The 21,571-nt window shown below is 64.0% G+C and carries 23 protein-coding genes; 12 read left to right on the forward strand and 11 right to left on the reverse strand.

What is annotated here, in order from left to right:
* Nucleotides 1-296: 296 nt before the first annotated feature.
* The 4 genes from CATRI_RS04140 to CATRI_RS04155 all read right to left on the reverse strand — a co-directional run bounded on the left by CATRI_RS04140 (nt 297) and on the right by CATRI_RS04155 (nt 2,158).
* Nucleotides 297-746 carry a hypothetical protein gene (locus CATRI_RS04140; RefSeq protein WP_290220021.1) on the reverse strand — a complete coding sequence of 150 codons (450 nt, stop codon included), beginning with the start codon at nt 744-746 and terminating at the stop codon, nt 297-299.
* 3 nt (nt 747-749) lie between these two features.
* The gene (locus CATRI_RS04145; protein ID WP_290220023.1) at nt 750-1,022 is read right to left on the reverse strand and encodes a hypothetical protein; all 273 of its coding nucleotides are present in this window, start codon (nt 1,020-1,022) and stop codon (nt 750-752) included.
* A 39-nt stretch (nt 1,023-1,061) separates the two neighbouring features.
* Nucleotides 1,062-1,580: a transcription elongation factor GreA gene (greA, locus tag CATRI_RS04150; protein WP_290220025.1), complete on the reverse strand. Its 519-nt coding sequence runs from the start codon at nt 1,578-1,580 to the stop codon at nt 1,062-1,064.
* Between the two features lie 131 nt (nt 1,581-1,711).
* Entirely contained in the window at nt 1,712-2,158 is a 447-nt protein-coding gene (locus tag CATRI_RS04155; RefSeq protein ID WP_290220026.1) for a DUF4307 domain-containing protein, read from the reverse strand.
* 141 nt (nt 2,159-2,299) lie between these two features.
* Here CATRI_RS04155 and mca point away from each other — a divergent pair, with 141 nt between their 5' ends.
* The 5 genes from mca (at nt 2,300) to CATRI_RS04180 (ending at nt 6,181) form a co-directional block, all read left to right on the forward strand.
* A complete protein-coding gene (mca, locus tag CATRI_RS04160) occupies nt 2,300-3,178 on the forward strand; it encodes a mycothiol conjugate amidase Mca (RefSeq protein ID WP_290220028.1) in 879 nt (292 codons plus the stop codon).
* A gap of 100 nt (nt 3,179-3,278) precedes the next feature.
* Nucleotides 3,279-3,539 carry a hypothetical protein gene (locus CATRI_RS04165; protein ID WP_290220947.1) on the forward strand — a complete coding sequence of 87 codons (261 nt, stop codon included), beginning with the start codon at nt 3,279-3,281 and terminating at the stop codon, nt 3,537-3,539.
* Nucleotides 3,540-3,751: 212 nt separating this feature from the next.
* A complete protein-coding gene (locus tag CATRI_RS04170) occupies nt 3,752-4,846 on the forward strand; it encodes a 3-deoxy-7-phosphoheptulonate synthase (protein WP_290220031.1) in 1,095 nt (364 codons plus the stop codon).
* Nucleotides 4,847-4,860: 14 nt separating this feature from the next.
* Nucleotides 4,861-5,628, forward strand: coding sequence for an isoprenyl transferase (locus CATRI_RS04175; RefSeq protein ID WP_290220033.1), 768 nt, complete (start codon nt 4,861-4,863; stop codon nt 5,626-5,628).
* A 19-nt stretch (nt 5,629-5,647) separates the two neighbouring features.
* The gene (locus tag CATRI_RS04180; protein WP_290220035.1) at nt 5,648-6,181 is read left to right on the forward strand and encodes a flavodoxin domain-containing protein; all 534 of its coding nucleotides are present in this window, start codon (nt 5,648-5,650) and stop codon (nt 6,179-6,181) included.
* On the opposite strand, the gene coaA is transcribed toward CATRI_RS04180, so the two are convergent.
* Entirely contained in the window at nt 6,178-7,104 is a 927-nt protein-coding gene (coaA, locus tag CATRI_RS04185) for a type I pantothenate kinase (protein ID WP_290220037.1), read from the reverse strand. The two genes, CATRI_RS04180 and coaA, sit on opposite strands and share 4 nt — an antisense overlap.
* Nucleotides 7,105-7,236: 132 nt before the next feature.
* Between coaA and glyA the strand changes: the two genes are divergently transcribed.
* The 3 genes from glyA to CATRI_RS04200 are packed head-to-tail and all read left to right on the forward strand — an operon-like array spanning nt 7,237 to nt 11,216.
* Nucleotides 7,237-8,535, forward strand: a complete 1,299-nt coding sequence (gene glyA / locus CATRI_RS04190; RefSeq protein WP_290220039.1) for a serine hydroxymethyltransferase — start codon at nt 7,237-7,239, stop codon at nt 8,533-8,535.
* A gap of 3 nt (nt 8,536-8,538) precedes the next feature.
* On the forward strand, nt 8,539-10,503 hold the full coding sequence (pabB, locus tag CATRI_RS04195) for an aminodeoxychorismate synthase component I (RefSeq protein WP_290220041.1): 1,965 nt from the start codon (nt 8,539-8,541) through the stop codon (nt 10,501-10,503).
* Complete coding sequence (locus tag CATRI_RS04200) at nt 10,500-11,216, forward strand: aminotransferase class IV (protein WP_290220043.1); 717 nt, start codon at nt 10,500-10,502, stop codon at nt 11,214-11,216. Before pabB ends, CATRI_RS04200 begins: the two co-directional genes overlap by 4 nt.
* On the opposite strand, the gene CATRI_RS04205 is transcribed toward CATRI_RS04200, so the two are convergent.
* A complete protein-coding gene (locus CATRI_RS04205; protein ID WP_290220045.1) occupies nt 11,203-11,793 on the reverse strand; it encodes a TetR/AcrR family transcriptional regulator in 591 nt (196 codons plus the stop codon). The genes CATRI_RS04200 and CATRI_RS04205 overlap by 14 nt on opposite strands.
* A gap of 73 nt (nt 11,794-11,866) precedes the next feature.
* On the opposite strand from CATRI_RS04205, the gene CATRI_RS04210 reads away from it, so the two are divergent.
* On the forward strand, nt 11,867-13,063 hold the full coding sequence (locus CATRI_RS04210) for an alpha-amylase family protein (protein WP_290220048.1): 1,197 nt from the start codon (nt 11,867-11,869) through the stop codon (nt 13,061-13,063).
* 10 nt (nt 13,064-13,073) lie between these two features.
* Here the strand turns inward: CATRI_RS04210 and CATRI_RS04215 are convergent, their stop codons facing one another.
* Both CATRI_RS04215 and CATRI_RS04220 read right to left on the reverse strand, forming a co-directional pair.
* Nucleotides 13,074-14,453: an MFS transporter gene (locus tag CATRI_RS04215; protein WP_290220049.1), complete on the reverse strand. Its 1,380-nt coding sequence runs from the start codon at nt 14,451-14,453 to the stop codon at nt 13,074-13,076.
* A gap of 113 nt (nt 14,454-14,566) precedes the next feature.
* Complete coding sequence (locus tag CATRI_RS04220; RefSeq protein ID WP_435384191.1) at nt 14,567-14,905, reverse strand: DUF5997 family protein; 339 nt, start codon at nt 14,903-14,905, stop codon at nt 14,567-14,569.
* 63 nt (nt 14,906-14,968) lie between these two features.
* Between CATRI_RS04220 and CATRI_RS04225 the strand changes: the two genes are divergently transcribed.
* The 3 genes from CATRI_RS04225 to CATRI_RS04235 all read left to right on the forward strand — a co-directional run bounded on the left by CATRI_RS04225 (nt 14,969) and on the right by CATRI_RS04235 (nt 17,702).
* On the forward strand, nt 14,969-15,634 hold the full coding sequence (locus CATRI_RS04225; RefSeq protein WP_290220053.1) for a type 2 periplasmic-binding domain-containing protein: 666 nt from the start codon (nt 14,969-14,971) through the stop codon (nt 15,632-15,634).
* A gap of 138 nt (nt 15,635-15,772) precedes the next feature.
* Nucleotides 15,773-17,125 carry an RNA 5'-3' helicase PhoH2 gene (gene phoH2 / locus CATRI_RS04230; protein ID WP_290220055.1) on the forward strand — a complete coding sequence of 451 codons (1,353 nt, stop codon included), beginning with the start codon at nt 15,773-15,775 and terminating at the stop codon, nt 17,123-17,125.
* 49 nt (nt 17,126-17,174) lie between these two features.
* Nucleotides 17,175-17,702, forward strand: a complete 528-nt coding sequence (locus CATRI_RS04235) for a GNAT family N-acetyltransferase (protein WP_290220056.1) — start codon at nt 17,175-17,177, stop codon at nt 17,700-17,702.
* A gap of 9 nt (nt 17,703-17,711) precedes the next feature.
* Here the strand turns inward: CATRI_RS04235 and CATRI_RS04240 are convergent, their stop codons facing one another.
* From CATRI_RS04240 to CATRI_RS04250, 3 genes are all read right to left on the reverse strand, one after another.
* On the reverse strand, nt 17,712-19,259 hold the full coding sequence (locus CATRI_RS04240; RefSeq protein ID WP_290220058.1) for an MDR family MFS transporter: 1,548 nt from the start codon (nt 19,257-19,259) through the stop codon (nt 17,712-17,714).
* Complete coding sequence (locus CATRI_RS04245) at nt 19,253-19,906, reverse strand: TetR/AcrR family transcriptional regulator (RefSeq protein ID WP_290220061.1); 654 nt, start codon at nt 19,904-19,906, stop codon at nt 19,253-19,255. The genes CATRI_RS04240 and CATRI_RS04245 overlap by 7 nt, the downstream gene beginning before the upstream one ends.
* Before the next feature lie 228 nt (nt 19,907-20,134).
* On the reverse strand, nt 20,135-21,535 hold the full coding sequence (locus CATRI_RS04250; RefSeq protein ID WP_290220063.1) for a class II fumarate hydratase: 1,401 nt from the start codon (nt 21,533-21,535) through the stop codon (nt 20,135-20,137).
* Nucleotides 21,536-21,571 lie beyond the last annotated feature (36 nt).

Here is a 21,571-nt window from a genome sequence, read left to right on the forward strand (position 1 = left end):
GACCGAGTTCGGAACCCGAAACCAGCACTTCCTAACAACTCCGGGGTCATTCGCCCTTCCAAACCCGCCGAGTTGTTAGGAAGTGCTGGTTTCGCCGCCTCCGTGGGACTGAAGGGCTAGGGAGCATTCTCAGGTAGCTGCATTACTCAGTCGCAGCGTTGACCGAGTGCGACGCCCCGGTGCAAGGTCGAAGTTGGGGCACGATCCGACACGTCTTGCCCTGCAACCTGATGGAAGCGCGGCGTCGATAAGCAAAAAGCCTGACCGCAGTGCGGTCAGGCTGGGGCGAAGCTGAGTTAGATGACGATCGGTTCGCCGTCGACGGTGAGTGCGGTGAAGACGAGGCCGTTGGGGCCCTGGATCGGGGCGGAGAGTTCCACTTCGACGTTCCTGGTCGTCTCAAATGTGCCGTCGGCGCAGGTGGGGTCGCAGGTGTTGGTCTCGCGGGAGGCGATGCCCGTCGCAGACTCTTCGGTCCAGGTTTCCCAGTCGATGTTGAAGAGGCGGTCGTTGTTGCCCGCACACGCTAGGGACAGGGTTGTCGGCTCGTAGTCGGGGGTTCCGACGCAGTCGATGACGCCCGGTAGGTTGGCGGTATCCAGGGTGGGCCGAGCAGATGAGGTCGGGGCCTGGAACTGCGTGGCGGTGTCGACCTTGAGGTCGGAGGGGTTCTCGTTGGGCGGGGTGCAGGCCGCCAGGACGAGGCTGAGGGCAGCGGCGGCGGTGGCGAAGGTGCGCTTGTTCATCTGTTAGCTCGCCGGAGTCGTAGTAGCGGTGATTTCCGAGGCCGGCTCGTCGACTGCACTGACCTGAGGGTCGGTGGCAGGTTCCTCGATTACGTTGCCGAAGTTGTCAGTCGTCACGACGGTGGAAGACTCGGAGGAAGGAGCCTGGAACTCGGTCGCCGTGTCAACCTTGAGGTCGGACGGGTTCTCGTTCGGTGGGGTGCAAGCTGCCAGGGCGAGCGCGGCGGCAGCGGCGCCAACGATAGCGATTGCCTTGCGGCCAAAGGGGCGGGTCATGGTGGAAATCCTCCGAGTGTTCACGATTTTTATCTGAGACTACTTGGTCACGCGCGGCGTGGCAGCAAGTTGAGAATCATAAGGTGCGGCGGACTCCAAGGTCACAGTGATGACGGTGCCGTTGGGGGAGGTGTACTCGCGGGTCTCGCCTTCCTTCGCACCCAGCAGGGCAGCGCCGAGCGGGGACTGCTCGGAGTAAGTCTCCAGGTCCTTGTTGTCCGAGGCGGCGGCGCGGGTACCGATGAGGAAGGTTTCCTTATCGTCCTCGTTGCCGTTGTAGAAGACGTGGACTACGGAGCCGACGAGGGCGACGCCTTCGACGACGTTGCCGCGGTCGGTGGTGGAGTTAGCCAGGATCTCGGAGATCTGCTTGATGCGGGCCTCTTCCTGGTCCTGCATCTCGCGGGCGGCATCGTAGCCGGCGTTTTCCTTGAGGTCGCCCTCTTCGCGGCGCTCGTTGATTTCGGCGGCGACCACCGGGCGGTGATCGATGAGCCCTTGAAGCTCGAGCTCCAGCTTCGCCTTGGTCTCCGGGGTGATGTACTGCTTATCTGACATGCCGTGCCTGCCTTCCCTGCGTATCCGGTGGGCAGAGGATCAGTCCAGGCGGGGAGCCTGTTGCCCCCCGAGCATCACCCACCGGAGTGATCAATTCCCAGGGATTTTAACACAGGCGCTGCGGCCCCAGATTAAGCGCCAACAGACAGGTAGGAGGGAATCTCGGTGGAACAGCCGTAGACGCCGCCGGAGACGGGGAGGTCGCGGGAGGGGATGTCGACTTCGAAGCGTTGTACTCGATCTCCGCCGGGCTCGATAAGGAGTTCGCGTCGCCCGACCTCGGCCATGCCGTAGTTGAGGGAGGTGACGATGCAGTAGGACGGGTCATCGACGTTGTCACGGGTGACGTCGACCCACAGGCGCATGGTCTGGTCGTCGATGCGCTCGTGGGAGACCATCTCGATGGTGACGGAACGGTCATCGCGGTTCATGATGAAGCGGGCGAACACCGCGATGAAAGCGATGAGAACGATGACGCTGACGATGGCGATGATCTTTCCCGAGAGCCCACTGGGAGTCTTCGGGCTTCTAGCCGAGCCGTAGCGGGCTTCGGGCCGGCGGGCGGCGGGAGTGCTCATCTTCAACCTCTGAACTCGGGTGGAACCTCTGCGGTGCTTGTCCAGCTCATCCTATCGAATGGCCAAGGGGAGGGAAGCAACCACTACTATGGGGGAGGTTGACTACAGATCCGAAGACTTCTGGGAAGGAAGCGACATTCTGTGAGTGGTTTCCGCCTTCTGGCAATTCATGCCCACCCCGATGATGAGTCATCCAAGGGTGCGGCCACCATGGCCAAATACGCCGCCGAAGGCAATCGGGTCATGGTTCTCACCTGCACCGGTGGCGAACGCGGTGACATCCTCAACCCGGCGATGGATCGCCCGGGCGTGATGGAAAACATCGTTGGTATCCGCCGCGAGGAGATGGCTGCGGCCGCGGCTGCCCTCGGCGTCGAGCACGTCTGGCTTGGCCACGTGGATTCTGGGTTGCCGCAGGGGGATCCGTTGCCGCCGCTGCCGGAGGGGAGCTTCGCTCTCGAGGATGGCCGGGAGATAGCGAAGGAAATGGTGCAGGTTATTCGCGATTTCCGCCCGCACGTCATCATTACCTATGACGAAAACGGAGGGTACCCGCACCCGGATCACCTCAAAGTGCATGAGGCGTCGATGATCGCGTGGGAGCAGGCTGGCGATGAAAACTTCGCCCCGGAGTTGGGCAAGGCGTGGACGCCGCTAAAGCTGTATTACACCCACGGCTTTGTGCGCCAGCGCATGCAGATGTTCCACGATCGCCTCATCGCGGAAGGGAAGACGAGCCCCTACGGCCCGATGCTGGAACGCTGGGAGAGTAACCCGGCGGACATCATGGCGCGGGTGACCACTCAGGTGGACAGCGCGGAGTACTTCCCCAACCGGGAAAAGGCGCTCATCGCCCATGCCACCCAGATCGATCCAGCGGGTGCCTTCTTGGCCACGTCGGTGGAGACTCAGCAGCAGCTGTGGCCGACGGAGGAGTTTGAGCTGGCGAAGGTGCGGGTGCCTACATCGCTGCCGGAGGATGATCTTTTCGCAGGTCTGGATGCCGCGGGCTATCCTTAAAGAAAATACCGGCGAGTAGGAAGAGTCAGCCGTGTCCGTTAGCTCTATTGGCAGCCTTATTGATCACGTGAACGTCGTGGCCTGGCAGGCGCAGTCCGCGATGATTCTCGCTCAGCAGCAACAGGGGGGACCCCTGGGGCCGGAGTTCGGTAAGGCCTCGCCGATTGGTTTGCCGCTCCTCGCGGTCCTGGGCGTCGTGGTTATCGGTATCGGTTGGGCTTTCCATCGCCGCTACAGCCGTTACAACCGTCGCCGGATTTTCGCCGAGCAGAATGGGCTGGATGTCTTTGACGTCGAGGCCGTCGATCAGGCGATGGATGAGGCCGGACTGTTGGATCGCCGCAAAAAGCGCTGGTTCTAATCCGCTGTGCTATAATCAGCGCCATGTTCGTACAGCGATTTTATTTTGGTGGGGCTTCGGCAGTGGCCGCCTCGCCATATCGCCTGCACGCCTAGCGCACTCAGCAGCGAACACTAGCCGAAGCCAAGCAGCACCTCCCCGGACACCGGGTCGAGGGGCTGCTTTTTTGCTTGCTTCCCACCCACCACACCAGCAAAGGACACCACACGACCATGAGTTCTCCAGTTTCCCTCCACGATTCCCCGTCGACGTCAAATAAGCGGGTGCGGGCCTTCCACGATTTACCCAGTCCGGCGCAGGTTCAGGCCCAGCATCCGTTGACGGAGGCGCAGCAGGAAAAGGTTGAACAGGATCGGCAGGATATTGCGGATGTTTTTGCCGGCGATGATGACCGCCTCGTTGTGGTGGTGGGGCCGTGTTCGATCCATGATCCGGTCGCCGCGCTTGATTACGCTAACCGCCTGGCCCCGCTGGCCAAGCGGCTGGATGAAGATCTCAAGGTGGTCATGCGGGTCTACTTTGAGAAGCCGCGCACGACCGTCGGGTGGAAGGGGCTGATTAATGATCCTCACCTAGATGGCTCCTACGACGTCGCCGAGGGTCTTAACATTGCGCGGGAAGTCTTAACGGACGTGGTCAACCTGGATCTGCCGACGGCGTGTGAGTTCCTGGAGCCGAACTCCCCGCAGTACTACGCCGATGCCGTGGCCTGGGGGGCGATCGGTGCCCGGACGACCGAGTCGCAGGTGCACCGCCAGCTCGCGTCGGGGATGTCCATGCCGATCGGTTTCAAGAACGGCACGGACGGCAACATTCAGGTGGCTATCGACGCCGTCGCCGCCGCCTCTCAGCCGCACTTCTTCTTTGGCACGTCCGACGATGGACACCCCGCCGTGGTGGAGACCGCGGGCAATGGAAATTGCCACGTGATTTTGCGTGGGGGCACGTCCGCGCCGAACTTCGACGCGGAGTCGGTGGGGGCGGTCGTCGATAAGCTGGGGCCGCAGGCCCGGCTCATGGTGGATGCTTCGCACGCCAACTCCGGCAAAGACCACGTCCAGCAGGCGAATGTCGTGCGGGTTGTGGCGGCTCAGGTCGCGGCGGGCAACGAGGCGATCGCCGGGGTCATGATGGAGTCGTTCCTGGTGGCGGGCGCGCAGGCGCTCGATCCGGTGAAGTTGCGCAGCAACGGCGGCGAGGGCCTGGTGTACGGGCAGTCGGTGACGGATGCGTGCATGGATTTTGATACCACGGTTGATTTGCTCGCCGAGCTTGCCGCTGCCGTACGCGAGCGCCGACGTGCCTAGCTAGACTGAGACGCGTGAAACTGTCCCGCCTGCTGTACCCGCTGTATGAAGCCCGTTTGCGGCGCGAGCTCTCCGGCGCGCGCCAACCTAAGCACATCGCGATAATGGCTGATGGCAATCGGCGGTGGGCGCGCGAAGCAGGGCACGCGGACGTCAGCCACGGGCACCGGGCCGGGGCGAAAAAGATCGGCGAACTGGTGCAATGGTCGGCCGACACGGAGGTGGAGGTCATCACCGTCTATCTGCTGTCGACGGAGAACCTCAGCCGCGAGCTGGCGGAGTTGGAGTTGCTGTTCGGCATCATTGGCGATGTGGTGGATGAGCTGTCCAGCGAGGATTACACCTGCCGGGTCCGCCTCGTCGGGCACCTGGACCTGCTGCCGGTGGAGGTGGCGGATCGGCTGCGCCAGTCCGCCGCGCCGACGCTGGCGCGGGAAGGTATCACCGTCAACATTGCCGTGGGATACGGCGGGCGGCAGGAGATCGTCGACGCGGTGCGAGACCTCATCCAGGAAGAGGTGGAAGCTGGGACGGATCCGGCGCAGCTGGTAGACAAGATCACCGCGGAATCCCTGGCCACGCACCTGTATACCTCTGGGCAGCCGGACCCGGACTTGGTCATCCGTACTTCGGGTGAGCAGCGACTCTCGGGGTTTTTGCTGTGGCAGGCGGCCTATTCGGAGATCTGGTTCACCGATACCTATTGGCCGGCGTTCCGCAAGGTCGATTTCCTCCGTGCGCTGCGCGAATACTCCAAGCGCTCCCGTCGCTTTGGAAAATAGGGGCCTATACTGGGGCCCCGTGACCGCCACCATCGTTTATCGTTCCGCCTACGGCTCCACCCGGGACTACGCGAATGCCCTTGCCGAGCGCCTGGGCGTTGAGGCGCAGGAGCTCCCCGAGGATTCCTCTTTGCTTATCGACGTCCCGCTGGGGGCCGTCGGCCCCCTCATCCTGCTTTCCTTTCCGCATGGTCCCAGCGTCCCGGGCTTAGAGGTTTTCGACCAGGTCAGCGCGGGGGTGCGGCCCGCTGCCCTGTGCACCGTCGGCATGACGTTGCTGGAGGAGGCCCGTCGGAAAGACCGCAGTGCCGCGCTCCTCGGCGACAAAGCGGAGCACGTCACCCGCTTTTATCTGCCGGGGCGCCTCAACTACTCCGAGCTCAGCCCCAAGCACCATGCGGTGATGCGCGCGATCGTCGCCGCGTTAAAGCTCAAGCCGCGCAAGTCCGACAACGACCGCGCAATGATCGATGCCTACGGCAAGGACGTCGACCGCTTCGACCTTGCTGAGCTGGACTCCGTCGTGGAGTGGGCGCGAGCCAACGGCGCCTAGATCTTGCGCATACGCACTCGTTCAACCAAGTGGTCGGCGCCTTTGCGTAACACGAGCGAGGCGCGCACGCGGGTGGGCAAAATGTTTTCCACCAAATTGGGTAGGTTGATGGACTGCCAGATCTCACGGGCTTCAGCCTGGGCCTTCGCGTCGCCGAGCTCGGCGTAGTGGGAGAAGTGCGCGCCGGGCTCGCGGAAGGCGGTGGTGCGCAGTTGGAGGAAGCGGTCGATATACCAGCGTTCGATGTCCCTGGTGTGGGCGTCGACGTATACGGAGAAATCGAATAGGTCGGAGACCATGAGGGTGGGTCCGGTTTGGAGGACGTTGAGCCCCTCGACGATGAGGATGTCGGGCTGGGAAATGGTTTGCACCTCGTCGGGGACCCGGTCGTAGAGGCGGTGGGAGTAGACGGGGGCGTCGACATCCGCGGCGCCGGATTTCACGTCGGTGACAAACCGCAGGAGGGCGCGCTGATCGTAGGACTCGGGGAAGCCCTTGCGGCGCATGAGTCCCCGGGCGTTGAGCTCCACGGCGGGCAGGAGGAATCCGTCGGTGGTGACCAGGTCGACGCGCGGGTGGGATTCCCAGCGCTGCAGCAGCACCTGGAGCAGGCGGGCGGTTGTTGATTTACCTACCGCGACCGAGCCGGCGACGCCGATGATGAAGGGCACGTGCCCGGAGGAACTCCCCAGGAAGGTCTCAGTGGCCGCGATGAGTTTCTGGCGGGCGGATACCTGCAGGTGAATGAGGCGGGAGAGCGGGAGATAAACCTCGGCGACTTCTTCCAGGTCAATGTTCTCGCCGATGCCGCGTAGTTCTTGAACCTCGTCCTCGGTGAGGACCTGGGGCATGGAGTTTCGCAGCGCCCGCCAGGAGGCGCGGTCAAAGTCCACGTAAGGGGTGCTGTCCTTGGGGCGCGACATAGCCCCCATTGTGTCAGGAGCCTGAATAGAACCCTGGGTTTGGGGGTGCCAGACAATGTTGGGGCGGTATGCTTCAACAGCGAACGCTGTGAAAACCGCCGTGAAAACTCAGAAAGGCTGGCCGAACTGCCCATGACCTACGCACCTGATGACCTGCGCTACCAGGAACTGTCGGTTCTTGACCCGGAAGTCCACGCCGCGATTGGTGGCGAAATCACTCGTCAGCGTGACTTCCTTGAGATGATCGCTTCCGAGAACTTTGTTCCTCGCGCAGTCCTGCAGGCGCAGGGCTCCGTGTTCACCAACAAGTACGCCGAGGGCTACCCGGGCCGCCGCTACTACGGTGGCTGTGAAAACGCGGACATCGTCGAGGATCTGGCTCGCGACCGCGCGAAGGCACTGTTCGGCGCCGAGTTCGCTAACGTTCAGCCGCATTCCGGCGCCCAGGCTAACGCCGCTGTCCTTCATGCGCTGGCGGACGCAGGCGACAAGATCATGGGCCTGTCGTTGGCGCATGGCGGCCACCTCACCCACGGCATGAAGCTCAACTTCTCCGGCAAGCTCTACGAGGTTGTAGCCTACGAGGTCGACCCGGAGACCCACCGCATCGACATGGATCGCGTCCGAGAGCAGGCCCTGGCCGAGCGCCCGAAGGTTCTCATCGCTGGTTGGTCGGCTTACCCGCGCACCCTCGACTTCGAGGCATTCCGCTCCATCGCCGACGAGGTGGGCGCGTACCTGTGGACCGACATGGCCCACTTCGCCGGGCTCGTGGCCGCTGACCTGCACCCTTCGCCGGTGCCCTACTCCGATGTCGTCTCCACCACGGTGCACAAGACCTTGGGCGGGCCGCGCTCGGGCCTCATCGTGGCCAAGCAGGAGTGGGCGAAGAAGCTCAACTCGGCGGTGTTCCCCGGCCAGCAGGGCGGCCCGCTCATGCACGTCATCGCCGCGAAGGCCGTGGCCCTCAAGGTCGCCGGTACCGAGGAGTTCAAGGAGCGCCAGGCCCGGACGATCGAGGGTGCGAAGTTGCTCGCCGAGCGCCTCACCGCCGCCGATGCGAAGGCTGCTGGCATCGATGTTCTCACCGGTGGCACTGATGTTCACCTGGTCCTGGCCGATCTGCGCAACTCCGAGATGGATGGCCAGCAGGCCGAGGACCTCCTCCACGAGGTCGGTATCACCGTTAACCGCAACGCCGTCCCGAACGATCCGCGCCCGCCGATGGTCACCTCCGGTCTGCGCATCGGCACTCCGGCGCTGGCCACCCGCGGTTTCGATAATGCTGCGTTCACTGAGGTCGCGGACATCATCGGCACCGCCCTGGTCGATGGCAAGAACGCTGATGTCGAGTCCCTGCGGGCCCGCGTGGCCAAGCTGACCGATCAGTACCCGCTGTATGAGGGCCTGGAGGAGTGGAAGATCAACTAGATCTTGCGCATCCTCATCATCGACAACGTCGACTCCTTTACCTGGAATCTCGTCGCCTATGTCGAAGATCTCACCGGCACCACGCCGGTAGTCATCCGCAATGATGAGCCCGGCTGGAACGTCGAGCGGGTGGCTGGCTTCGATGCCGTCATCATTTCCCCCGGTCCCGGTCGCCCCGACCGGCCGGGGGATATCGGTATCTGCCTCGACGTGCTTATCGACGGCCGCGTCCCCGTCCTCGGCGTCTGCCTCGGCCATCAGGCACTCGCCCACGCCTGGGGTGGCACCGTGGACCTGGCCCCGGAGCCCGTCCACGGTCGCGTGTTCCCCGTGCGTCACGACGCCGCCGGGCTCTTCGCCGGCCTCCCACCCGCCATCGACGTGGTGCGTTACCACTCGCTGGTGGTGACCGAGGTGCCCGAGACCCTGGCGGTAACGGCGCGCACCGACGACGGCCTCGTCATGGGTTTGGCTCACCGCCATCTCCCGCAGTGGGGCGTGCAGTTTCACCCCGAGTCGATCGGCGGCTTCGATGGTCACGCGATCATCGCCAACTTCTTGTCTCTGGCCGCCGAGCGGAACCAACGCTCCCGGTCCCGCTGGCGCCTGCACTCCGTCACGGTGGATGAGGAAGCCGACGGCGAGAGCGTCTACGCGGCACTATTCGCCGACTCCACCGATGCCTTTTGGTTGGATTCGACGGCCCCCGACCGGGGTAGCGGGCGCTTTTCCTACTTAGGTGACAGCTCCGGCCCCTTGGCGAGGGTGTGGAACAAACGGGTCGCCCCTTCGACCTCCTTGTTGGCGGAGCTAGCCGACGACCTCGCCGCCAACACCATCGACGTGGCGGACGCGGAGGCCTTCGGGGGTTTCACCTGCGGCTGGGTCGGCTGGCTGGGCTATGAACTCAAGGCCGAATGCGGCGGGCAGGCCGCGCACACTTCCCCTCACCCCGACCTCGGGATGATCTTCGCCGACCGAGCGATCGTCATCGACCACGCCCTGCGGCGTACCCACGTCATCGCCCTCATCGGCTCGGAGCACGACGCCGAGCAGCGCGCCTGGTGCGCGCAGACGGCGCGCGAGGTGGCGGGACTGGGGGGACGGGCGGGCGTCGATAAGCATCAGTGGACTGGGCAGTTGCAGGCGCGGCACTCCCGCGCGGACTACCTGGGTCTGGTCGGGGAGTGTTTGGAGCTCATTCGGCAGGGCGAAACCTATGAGGTGTGCCTGACCAACCAGCTGGTCGCTGATGGCGCCGTGGACGTCATGCCGGCCTACTCGGCGTTGCGGGCGGCCAACCCGACGCCCTTCGGCTCTCTGCTGCGGATCGGGGGAGTGTCGGTGCTGTCGTCGACGCCGGAGCGGTTCGTGCAGGTCAGCGACGATGGGACGGTGGAGTCGCGGCCGATCAAGGGCACGCGGCCGCGCAGTACTGATCCGCGGGAAGACGCGCGCCTGCGTTCCGATCTGGCGGTCAACGACAAGGATCGGGCCGAAAACCTCATGATCGTCGACCTCGTGCGCAATGACCTCACGCGGGTGGCGGAGCCAGGCAGCGTGCGCGCAGAGCCGCTCTTCGAGGTCGAGTCTTATGCCACGGTCCACCAACTCGTGAGCACCGTGTCGTGCCGCCTGGCCTCGGGGAAGACCGCCGTCGATGTGGTGCGGGCGAGCTTCCCTGGTGGCTCGATGACGGGGGCGCCGAAGGTGCGGACGATGGAGATCATCGACCGCCTCGAACAGGGACCGCGGGGAATTTATTCAGGCGCGATCGGCTATTTCTCCCTCAACGGGTCGATGGATCTGTCCATGGTCATCCGCACGATCGTCGCGGATGCGGTTGGGGTGTCGTATGGGGTCGGCGGGGCGATCATTGCGTTGTCTGATCCGGTGGCGGAATACGAAGAGACCCAAACCAAGGCGGCGCCGCTGTTGCGCTTGTTCGATTGCGAGTTCCCCCAATGATCTTCCGCTGGTCAGGGTCGTGCTTGGTGGAATCGGCGGAGCCACCCTCCGCCGTGGATGTGGCGGATTCCTGGCTGGTCGATGATGGGCGCGTGGCCCAGTGGGAGCGGCACCGCAACCGGTTCCTGGGCAACATCCCGGGGGCCGAGTCGTTCCTCGCTCACGTGCCCGGTTGCGTCCCCGGGGTGGGGAGGTGGTTTCCGCGCATCGAGGCCCACGGCGCGGAGCTATACCTGCGGGTGCGCCCGGCCCAGACTCTGCGGGAGGACACGGTGCTGTGGGTCCCGCCCGGCCCTGAGCAGCGGGAACGCCCCCTGGTCAAGGGCCCCGACTTGGAATGGTGTGCGCAGCTGCGCGCGCAGGCGCATGCGCTGGGTGCCGATGACGCTCTGCTGTGGACCGATGACGGACTGGTCGCCGAAGCTGCGCACAGTGCCCTGGCCTGGGAGGAAAACGGCCGAATGATGTTTGCCCGGCACCCACGGCAACTGCCCTCGGTGACGGCCGCGGCCACTCGCGCGCTGGTGCCCGGCTGGGGTGCGCGAGAGGTGACAGTGGGGGAGTTAGTGGACCTCCCAGTCTGGGCCGGGAATGCTCTGCATGGGTGGACGCCGGTGATGGGTTGGGTGACGGCCGGGGGAGAGCAACGGGAAGCGACGGCCACTCCCGCGCAGGCCACGACCCGGCGGCTGAATCGACTTATTGGCCGTTGACCTGCCAGTCGCCCAAGGCGCCTTCCAGTGCCCCGAGGGTGGCGTCGATGAGCGGCCAGCGCTGGTCCTCCGGGCAGCCGGATTCCTGCCAGCGTCGGGCGACCCGATCAAGGAATCCGACCCACCCCCATAGTGCCCATTCGTGGCGGGCGAAGTCCCCGATACCGAGCATGGCCCGTAACAGCGCCACGAACTCCGCGCGGGCCTCGTCGCGTACTTCGCGGGTGATGGGCGGTTCGCCGGGTCCGGCGACGAGGGAGGGATTGGCGGCGATGGCGTCAAGGTGTGCGAGCAGGAGTGCCTGAATCCGGTCGCGGGTGCTCGATCCGTCGGGGAGAGATTCGATGGCCTGGCGGTGTGCTGCGGCCAGGCGCGTGGTCGCGTCCTGGACCAGGGCGGCGTGCAACCCGGCCTTGGAGGAGAAGTAGTGAAAGACCAGGGCCTGGGAGCTTCCCGATGCCGCCGCGATGTCGGGCACGGAGGCGTCGGGGTAGTCGTGGTCGCGGAACGCCTTGCGGGCGGCGTCGAGGATGACGAGGCGTCGCTCGGACGTGCTCAGGCGTTTTCGGGTGCTCACGCTTGTCAGCATATACGCTATTGAGTTAGAGTCAGTAACTAGTTATTGATCCACACTCAATAGGAGTCCGTTCATGTCCCTGCTCGACCACGCCGTCATCTGGCATCTTTACCCCCTCGGCGCCACCGGGGCACCCTTCCGGGACTTCGACCCAAACGAGACCACCCACCGGCTCCCGCAGCTGACCGGCTGGCTGGATTACGCCGTTGAACTGGGATGCGACACTTTGTTGTTTGCGCCCATCTTTAAATCCGTCTCGCATGGGTATGACACCCTCGACCACTTCCAGATCGATCCTCGCCTGGGCGATGACGCCGACTTTGACCACTTCATGGCTGCCTGCCGCGAACGCGGCGTCAGCCTGCTTCTCGACGGCGTGTTCAACCACGTCGCCGCCACCCATCCGCTGGTCAGTGGTGGCGGTCCCGTCAAGCGTGATGAACACGGCCAGCCGGTCGGCTGGGAGGGGCACGGCGACCTCGTCGAACTCGACCATTCCGATCCCCGGGCGGTGGACCTCGTCGTCGACGTCATGGAGTATTGGCTCGGGCGCGGAATCGCCGGTTGGCGCCTCGACGTCGCCTATGCCGTGCCGACGTCATTCTGGGCTGAGGTGACCGACCGCGTGCGGAAGAACTACCCGGATGCCGTCTTCCTTGGTGAGATCATCCACGGCGACTACCTCGACCTCATCCACAACGGCCACTTGGACACCGTCACCCAATACGAACTGTGGAAGGCCACCTGGTCCTCCATCAAGGAGGTGAACTTCTGGGAGTTGAATCATGCCTTAGGCCGCCACGCCGAGTTCGTCCGCGGCGGATTCATGCAGACCTTCGTGGGCAACCATGACGTCGATCGCATCGCCAGCGTCGTCGGCGATGCTGGAGCAGCCGTGGCCGCCACCCTCCTGTTTACCCTGCCCGGCGTGCCGAGCATCTACTACGGCGACGAACAAGCCTTCCGTGGCGAAAAGGGCACCGGGTTTTCCACCGACGACGCCCTGCGACCCCCGCTGCCCGCTTCCCCAGATGACCTGGCGCCGCAAGGCCGCTGGATGTTCGATCTCTACCGCCAGCTCATCGGGATGCGCCGCCGCCACCCGTGGCTGACCACCGCCACAGTGGAGGTGGTGGACAAGAGCAACGAGGCGTTGTCCTACCGGGTGAGCAAGGGCGGACACAGCTGCGAGGTCTCCCTCACGCTCGAACCCACCGCCACAGCGACAGTACGCTTTGACGATGGGGAGTCGGCTGATCTGAGCTGGTAAACCTCGAGCTTTAGCGGGTAGAAGCAGGCTCCAGCGGGGTCGGCTCGGCGACGATCTTGACGTCAGCCGGGGAGCGGGGGATGAGTGCCGTGCACACCGCGCCGACGAGGGCGGCGCCGGCAAAGAGCCAGAACGACGTCGTGGCGCCGAAGCCAGCCCCGATGATGAGGCCGCCGATGGCGGGGCCGAAGATGCCGCCGAGGCGTCCGAAACCAGCACACCAGGCCACGCCCGCTGCACGGGCAGCGGTGCCGAAGTAGTTCGAGGTCAGGCCGTAGGTAAGTACCTGCGTGCCCAGCACGCCGACGCCGGCGAGGGCGATGAGCGGGTACATCGGGGCGACGGTATCAAACACCGGCAGGATCGCTAGGGAAATCGCGGCCAAGGCAAAGGTGGAGGTAATGACCGTCTTGGCCCCGATGCGATCGGCGAAGCGGGCGGCAATGAGTCCACCGACGACGGCGCCGCCGTTGAGGGCGAGCAGCGAATAGAGCGAGTCGTGCTGGGAGGCGCCATTCGCCTGCATGATCTTCGGCAGCCACGTGTTCAGCCCGTAGGTGGAGAGCAAGCCGATGAAGGACATCGCGCCGATGAGGATGGTGCCCGGCAGGTAGGAGCGGGAGAAGATGCCAGCAAAGCCGGTCTTTTCCAGATCACGCTCGGCGGTGGTGCGCTCGACGGAGGCGTCGGCAGCTGCGGTGTCGGCGACGATGAACTGCTCCTCGGGGAGGCCGTGGCGGGCGCAGACGGCGTGAGCGTCGGCGCGGCGGCCACGGGAGACGAGCCAGCGCGGGGATTCCGGAAGGGCGACGTAGGCCAGGGGCAGGAGGAAGAGGATGGGGGTGGCGCCGATCATGAATAGTCCACGCCAGCCGATGGTGTCTTCGAGGAGCAGGGCCAGGATCGAGGCCATCACACCGCCCGCGGGGACGCCGGAGTAGACGATCGCGTTGAAAAGGTTTTTGCGGTTGGCGGGAGCGAACTCGGCGATGATGGCTCCGCCGGTGGCGACGATCATGCCGACGCCGAGGCCGGTGATAAAGCGCAGGAAGCCGAACATCGCGATGGAGTTGGCCAAGGCGGTCAGGCCCATGCCCACGGAGAACCACACGATGGCCGTGAGCATCACTTTGCGGCGTCCCAAGCGGTCGCCGACGGCGCCGGCTGAGAGGGCACCGATCATGACGCCGACCATGGCGTAAGAGCCGAGGGTTCCGGCCACGGCCGGGCTGAGCGCGCCGATGTGGCTCGGGTCTTCGAGGAGGGTGGAGAGGACGGCGCCGTAGATGACGAGGTCGTAGCCGTCGAAGAGAATCGAGATTCCGACGACCGCGAGCACGAGGTACACCGTGCGGCGGTGGGCGGGTGACGCCCAAGTGGTGGTGTTCATAGTGATTAGCCCTTCACAGCTTCAAGTGATTTAACGGATAATCACATTCAAGAGTGTTATCCGTCACATGAAACTAGGGGAATCCCTATAGAACGTTCAGGGGGTCAGGTGCGTCAGTCCTCGGCGGACTCAGCGCCTTCCGCGCGCCCTTCGGCGAGCTGGGTGCGCGCAACCCGCAACCACTCAGGCTGGTCTGCAAGCAGGGCCTTAATCTCGGCGGTAGTCAACGGCTTGTCCAGGTCATTGCGCTTGAGCGCGGCGATGGTGATGCCGAGCTTCTGAGCCACCATCGGGCGCGGGTGCGGGCCGGTGCGGCGCAGGTCGGCGAGCCACTCCGGCGGGTTTTCCAGGAGCTGCTTCAGTTCGACGTGGGTGACCGCGTTGTTCTGGAATTCCTCTGGAGTGGCGGGCAGATAGATGCCCAGCTTCTTGGCAGCGGTCTGCGGCTTCATCGCAATACCGGACGGCTGACGTGCAGAATCTTCATTCACACGCCCCACGGTAGCATTACCCCCATGCTGACCTTAAGCTTCGTCACCGGCACCGAGCCCGGAAAGTGGTTTGCGCGCTTCCGCGAGCGCACCAGCCACGGCGAACTTCGCACCCTCGATTCGGATGATCCCCTCACCGAGCTTATCGACGCCCGCGTCTCCCTCGCCCTCGTCCGCCTCCCGGACGTCCGCCTGGAGGCGGAAGGCGAAGCCTTCCACATGGTCACGCTCTACGACGAGGCCCCCGGCATCGCCCTGCCCAAGGACAGCGAACTGACTTTGCTGGATTCTCTGACCCAGGAGGATATCTCCGGGGAGATCCTCAACTACTCCGGTGCGGAGGTAGCGAAGGTGCGCGAAGGTCTGCAAGTGGTGGCCGCCAACGTCGGCGTGCTCATCGCCCCGCGCCCACTGATCAAAGTCCTCTCGCGCAAGCAGATCGAACACCGCGACTACCGTGGCCCGGGCGTGTCCCCGACCTCGATTGCCCTGGTATGGCGCAAAGACGACGACAACGAGGCGATCCAGGATTTTGTCGGCATCGCCAAAGGTCGCACCGCCAATTCCTCCCGTCAGGCCACACCGAAGCGCAGTGCTCGGGAGAAGACCTTAGCCAAGCAACAACGGCGTGGGCAGCAGCCCGCCAAGAAGAAGGCGCCCACCCGCGGTGGGCGACGCGGGCGTCGATAAGCGGTGATAAGTAACGTCACCAAAACTTCATCTTCCACCCATGTAATTTCCACTTGGGGCGGCTAATCTGGGGTCAACCGGGCAGCTGAGAGCTCGGCGGAAAGTGCCATTAGCCAGGCGATGGGGAGAACGACAACGATGTTTGATTCGACCACCACAACCGACTACCTGAACGACGATCAGCTCGACCGCCACACGTCAACGGCCACCCGCACCTACGTCATCGACACCTCCGTGTTGTTGTCTGACCCGTGGGCGCTGCGCAAGTTCGCGGAGCACCAGGTCGTGCTCCCCGTCGTTGTCATCACCGAGCTGGAAGCCAAGCGCCACCACCCCGAACTCGGATGGTTCGCCCGTCAGGCGCTGCGCATGTTGGAGGACCTGCGTTCTACCTACGAGCGCCTGGACCAGCCCGTTCCCATCAACGTCGATGGCGGCACGCTGCGCGTCGAGCTCAACCACCAAGATCAATCCGGCCTTCCGGCCGCCTTCCGCGGTACCGAAGGCGATCATCGCATCCTCGCTTGCGCCCTTAACCTGCAGCTCGAGGGGCATGACACGACGCTGGTGACCAAGGATGTGCCGCTGCGCGTCAAGGCCGGTGCGGTGGGGCTGGCGGCGGATGAATACCACGCGCAGGACGTCGTGTTCACCGGCTACACCGGCATGGAGACCATTCACACCACCGCCGAGACCATTGACGCGCTCTACCGGGATGGCTCTGTCTACGTCGACGGGGCGGAAGAACTGCCGGTGCACTGCGGCGTGACGCTGATTAGCAACACCCAGTCCGCCCTTGGACGGGTCTGCGCCGATGGCTCCGTGCGGCTCGTGCGGGGTGACATTCAGGCCTTCGGCCTCCAGGGGCGTTCGGCTGAGCAACGCGTCGCCCTTGACCTTGTGCTGGACAATTCAGTGGGCATTGTGTCCATCGGCGGCCGGGCTGGAACCGGCAAGTCGGCGCTCGCCCTGTGCGCCGGGTTGGAAGCTGTCCTCGAGCGCAACGAGCATCGCCGGATCGTCGTCTTCCGCCCGCTCTACGCCGTCGGCGGGCAGAACCTCGGCTACCTGCCAGGTTCGGAAACAGAGAAGATGAACCCCTGGGCGCAGGCGGTGTTCGACACCCTCGACGGGCTGGTCTCGGACAACGTGATGGAAGAAATCCAGGCCCGCGATCTCATCGAAGTCCTCCCGCTTACCCACATTCGCGGCCGCAGCCTGCACGACTCCTTCGTCATCGTGGACGAGGCCCAATCGCTGGAACGCAACGTGCTGCTGACAGTACTGTCGCGCCTGGGCCGTGGCTCGCGCGTCGTGCTCACCCACGACGTGGCGCAGCGCGACAACCTGCGTGTCGGACGTCATGATGGGGTACAGGCGGTCATCGAGAAGCTCAAGGATCACGAACTCTTCGCCCACATCACGCTGCAGCGATCCGAACGCTCAGCCATCGCCGAGTTGGTCACCGACCTCCTCGAAGACAACCACTAATCACGGCCCCGTTTGCGGGCCACGTGGACCCTAGGAGACAATCGCGGGCATGGCTGAAGCGACCTTCACTCTGCGTCCTATTCGTCCGGAGGATTACCTCCAAGTCCGTGCGATCTATGAAATGGGCCTTGAATCAGGGCACGCAACTTACGAAACTAAGGCTCCCACCTGGGAGGAATTCAGCCGCATCAAGATGATGGAAACCGTCTTCGTGGCCGTGGACATCGATGACCCGGACAAACTCCTCGGCTGGGTCGCCGCGGCCCCGGTCTCTTCCCGCTCGGTCTTCCACGGCGTGGTGGAAAACTCCATTTACATCCACCCCGATGCCGCTGGCCGGGGCGTGGCCGGCGCACTGCTGGACAAGCTCATCGAGACCTGCCAGCAACTGCACAAGTGGGGTATTCATGCTTGGGTCTTCCCGGAAAACGAAGGATCCGCGGGACTGCACAAGTCTCGCGGATTCCAAAAAGTGGGCACCTTCCACCACATGGCGAAGATGACCTACGGCGAGCTCGCAGGTCAGTGGCGCGACACCGACGTCTACGAGCTCCTATTGCCCAAGCCGGGCGAATAAGGCCGTCCGTTAGTCGATGGTGTCCTTGAGCTTTTCCTCCCGCACCGGTAGGAGCAGCAAGAACGCGAAGATCGCCAGCGGCACCATGAGCAAGAACACCGGCGCGAGGCCGTCATTGTAGGAGACGAGCACGGCCTCGCGGACGGCCGAGGGCAGTTCATTGACCGAGGCGGGGGTCAGCGAGTTCGCCGCCCCGCCGTCGGCGCTGAACTTCTCCGCCATCTGCGCCCCAGCCGGACCCATCTCCGCGAATGCGCCGGGCAAATTCTCAGCCAGGTTGGCGTGCAAGTTGTGGATGAACATCGAGCCCACCAGCGAAGCACCCAACGAGGAGCCGATCTGGCGGAAGAAGTTATTCGTCGCCGTCGCCGTGCCCACCAGCGTGACGGGAAAAGAGTTCTGCACGATAAGCACCAACACCTGCATGACCAAGCCCAGTCCGAACCCAAAGAGGAAGAACAGCCACCCGAGCTGAACCAGGGTTGTGTCCACCGTCAGGCGCGACATCAGGTAGAGGGCAAATGCCACGATGGACATGCCAACCAGCGGGTAGTACTTGTAGTGACCCGTCTTCGTGATGATGAAGCCGACCACCGTCGACGTGCCCACCATGCCGAGCATCATCGGGATCATCATGAGACCCGCGTCGGTCGGGGACAACGTGTGCACCATCTGCAGGTACGTGGGCAGGTAGCCCAGCGCGCCCACCATGGACAGCCCCAAAACGGTGCCGGCGGCGGTAGTCAGCGCCATGTTTCGGTTGGCAAAAAGCGACATGGGGATGAGCGGATCGCCCACCTTGAGCTCAGTGATGACAAAAGCGATGGCTGCGCCGACGGTAAGGGCGCCGAGGCCGAGGATCGTGGGAGAGGTCCACGCATACTGAGTTCCACCCCAGGTAGTCAAGAGGATGAGCGAGAACGTCGCCACCGCGATGAGCACGGTGCCCAGCCAGTCAAAGGTACGTGGGTTGGGCTTCGCGCTTCGCAGGTCCAGCACGATCAGTGAAACCAAGAGCGCCAGAATACCCAGCGGCAAGTTCATCCACAGCCCCCAGCGCCAGCCGGGGCCATCGGTAAACCATCCGCCAAGGACTGGCCCGAGCACCGAGCTCAGCCCGAAGACCGCACCCATGATGCCCATGTATTTGCCGCGCTCGCGGGCGGAAACCACCTCCGCGATGATTGCCTGCGACGTCACCATCATTCCGCCGGCACCAAAGCCCTGGATGGCGCGGGCCACGATGAGTAATTCCATCGACTGCGCGGAGCCGCCCATGACCGAGCCGATAACGAACACGGTGATACCGAACAAGTAGAGCCACTTCCGGCCGACGCGATCGCCGATCTTGCCGAAGATCGGCATCGCGATGGTCATGGTGACCAGGAAGGCGGAGATGACCCAGCTCATGTGGTCAACGCCGCCGAGCTCGCCGACGATGGTGGGTAGGGCGGTCGAGAAAATCACTTGGCCCAGGGAGCTCATGAGCATTGTGGTCACGAGGGCGCCGAGGACGAGGCCAATGCGCGGAGCACGGGTTGTTGTGCTGGCTACCATGTCAACTCCTGAGTAAATGCGGTGATGGTGGCTCCGGCCGCCCGCAGGCGTTGGGCGCGATCGGTGGTTTGGCATGGGCGGCAGACCTGGAGCCAGACGGCCTCCCGGATGAGCCCGTTGATGATGGAGGCTTCAACCTCGATGGGTTCATCGCCCAGAATCCGGTCGCCGGGGTGGGCTTCGAGGTGTTCCACCACGAGCTGGTGCATTTTGGCGGACTGCTCCCGGAAGCGATTGAGCGACAGCAAAGCCACGGAAGGTTCAGAGGTCATGATCTGGTGTCGGCGCTCCTTGAGCGTGGCGAGGAACTCCTCGTCCGCCCCATCCTCCAGATCGGCCGCCTCGAGGTCATCGATGGTTGCCGCGACGTAGTCCAGGGCTGTGGCGACGACGTTGGCTGAAGGCTCGCTGACGAAGTCCCGGCGACGGTCATCGGACATCACGAGCCGGGGGAGACCGAGCACGGCTTCATCTTTGGATTCCATGTAATTAAAGAAACTGCGGCGGCTGATGTCAGCTTCGCGGCAAATATCGTCGATGGTGATGTTCTCAAACCCATGCTTGACGACGAGCGCGGTTGCCGCGTCTTCAATCCTGCGCCGGGTGCGTGCGCGTTTCCGCTCCCGCAGGGATCTGTCATTGTTCACGAGCGAGAAGCCTACACCCGGTGCAACTTTGCTATCAAGTGCAAAGTTGCACCGGGTGCCAAATTGGTGGCCGGCCTACAAAAATTCTCTAAAATGAATCATATGATCAATCGTTTTTGCAGGTCGCGGGCGATCGGCTTTTGCATTCTAGAGAATTTATGTAGGGAAGTCGCCGAAAACGCCCCCGCCAGCCGAAGCTAGCGGGGGCGTCTTTCAAACGCGGAAAGGTTAGTCGCGATCGGTGTTGGCCATGGCCAGCACGTCGAGGCGCTTGTCCAACTCTTCCTCGGTGAGCTTCTCGCCGTCGACGAAGCCCATGTCGATGACAGTCTGGCGAATGGTCTTACCCTCCTTGAGGGCAGTCTTGGCCACCTTGGCGGCGTTCTCGTAGCCAATCGCCGAGTTCAGCGGGGTGACGATGGACGGGGAGGACTCAGCCAGAGTCTTCATACGCTCGACGTTCGGCTCGATGCCGTCGACGAGGCGCTCGGCGAAGACGCGGGCAGTGTTGGCCAGCAGGCGCGAGGACTCGAGCACGTTGCGGGCCATGACCGGGATGAACACGTTGAGCTCGAACTGACCCTGGGTGCCGGCGAATGCCACGGCGGCGTCGTTGCCGATGACCTGGGCGGCAACCTGGGTGGCGGTTTCACACAGGACCGGGTTGACCTTGCCCGGCATGATGGAGGAGCCCGGCTGCAGATCGGGCAGGTGGATCTCAGCAAAGCCGGTCAGGGGGCCGGAGCCCATGAGGCGGATGTCATTGGCGATCTTGTACAGGGAGACGGCGACTACGCGCATGGCGCCGGAGAACTCGACGAGGGCGTCGCGGTTGGCCTGTGCCTCGAAGTGGTTCTTGGCCTCCGACAGCTCGGAAACGCCGGTGAGCTTGATCAGCTCGTCGGTGACCTTCCCGCCGAAGTCAGCCGGGGTGTTGAGGCCGGTGCCGACGGCGGTGCCGCCGATGGGCAGCTCGCCGAGGCGCACGACGGTGGCCTCAATGCGCTCAATGCCGAGCTCGATCTGGCGGGCGTAACCGCTGAACTCCTGGCCGAGGGTGACCGGAACGGCGTCCATGAGGTGGGTGCGGCCGGACTTCACCACGTCCTTCCACTCCGCGGCCTTCTTCGCCAGGGAGGCGTGCAGGACCTTCAACGCGGGGACGAGGTCATTGACGGCGGCCTCGGTGGCGGCGACGTGAGTGGCGGTGGGGAAGGTGTCATTGGAGGACTGGCCCATATTGACGTGGTCGTTGGGGTGAACCTCGACGCCGTTGCGCTTGGCGATGGAGGCGATGACCTCGTTGGTGTTCATGTTGGACGAGGTGCCGGAGCCGGTCTGGAACACGTCGATGGGGAATTCGGCGTCGTGCTTGCCGTCGGCGATTTCCTGGGCGGCGGCGACGATGGCGTCGGCCTGCTCAGCGGGGAGGAGACCGCGGTCCTTATTCACAATGGCACACGCTGCCTTGAGCAGACCCATGGCGCGAATCTGAGCGGACTCTAGGCCGCGGCCGGAGATCGGGAAGTTCTCAACGGCGCGCTGGGTCTGTGCCTGCCACAGAGCGTTGACGGGGACCTTGACTTCACCCATCGTGTCGTGTTCGATGCGGAATTCCTGCTCGGTCATGAATAACCACCTTATGTTTGTGAGTGTTTTTAATGA

The organism is Corynebacterium atrinae, from assembly GCF_030408455.1.
GTDB lineage: Bacteria > Actinomycetota > Actinomycetes > Mycobacteriales > Mycobacteriaceae > Corynebacterium > Corynebacterium atrinae.

Coding starts and splice junctions, on each gene's coding strand:
- coaA (WP_290220037.1), bottom strand. CDS start 7,104: ATGTCGCGCCCCAAGGACAGCACCCCTTACGTGGACTTTGACCGCGCC.
- CATRI_RS04235 (WP_290220056.1), top strand. CDS start 17,175: ATGGCTGAAGCGACCTTCACTCTGCGTCCTATTCGTCCGGAGGATTAC.
- CATRI_RS04200 (WP_290220043.1), top strand. CDS start 10,500: ATGATCTTCCGCTGGTCAGGGTCGTGCTTGGTGGAATCGGCGGAGCCA.
- CATRI_RS04225 (WP_290220053.1), top strand. CDS start 14,969: ATGCTGACCTTAAGCTTCGTCACCGGCACCGAGCCCGGAAAGTGGTTT.
- CATRI_RS04240 (WP_290220058.1), bottom strand. CDS start 19,259: ATGGTAGCCAGCACAACAACCCGTGCTCCGCGCATTGGCCTCGTCCTC.
- greA (WP_290220025.1), bottom strand. CDS start 1,580: ATGTCAGATAAGCAGTACATCACCCCGGAGACCAAGGCGAAGCTGGAG.
- glyA (WP_290220039.1), top strand. CDS start 7,237: ATGACCTACGCACCTGATGACCTGCGCTACCAGGAACTGTCGGTTCTT.
- phoH2 (WP_290220055.1), top strand. CDS start 15,773: ATGTTTGATTCGACCACCACAACCGACTACCTGAACGACGATCAGCTC.
- CATRI_RS04155 (WP_290220026.1), bottom strand. CDS start 2,158: ATGAGCACTCCCGCCGCCCGCCGGCCCGAAGCCCGCTACGGCTCGGCT.
- CATRI_RS04250 (WP_290220063.1), bottom strand. CDS start 21,535: ATGACCGAGCAGGAATTCCGCATCGAACACGACACGATGGGTGAAGTC.
- CATRI_RS04215 (WP_290220049.1), bottom strand. CDS start 14,453: ATGAACACCACCACTTGGGCGTCACCCGCCCACCGCCGCACGGTGTAC.
- CATRI_RS04165 (WP_290220947.1), top strand. CDS start 3,279: ATGATTCTCGCTCAGCAGCAACAGGGGGGACCCCTGGGGCCGGAGTTC.
- CATRI_RS04210 (WP_290220048.1), top strand. CDS start 11,867: ATGTCCCTGCTCGACCACGCCGTCATCTGGCATCTTTACCCCCTCGGC.
- CATRI_RS04170 (WP_290220031.1), top strand. CDS start 3,752: ATGAGTTCTCCAGTTTCCCTCCACGATTCCCCGTCGACGTCAAATAAG.
- CATRI_RS04145 (WP_290220023.1), bottom strand. CDS start 1,022: ATGACCCGCCCCTTTGGCCGCAAGGCAATCGCTATCGTTGGCGCCGCT.
- CATRI_RS04140 (WP_290220021.1), bottom strand. CDS start 746: ATGAACAAGCGCACCTTCGCCACCGCCGCCGCTGCCCTCAGCCTCGTC.
- CATRI_RS04220 (WP_435384191.1), bottom strand. CDS start 14,905: ATGAAGCCGCAGACCGCTGCCAAGAAGCTGGGCATCTATCTGCCCGCC.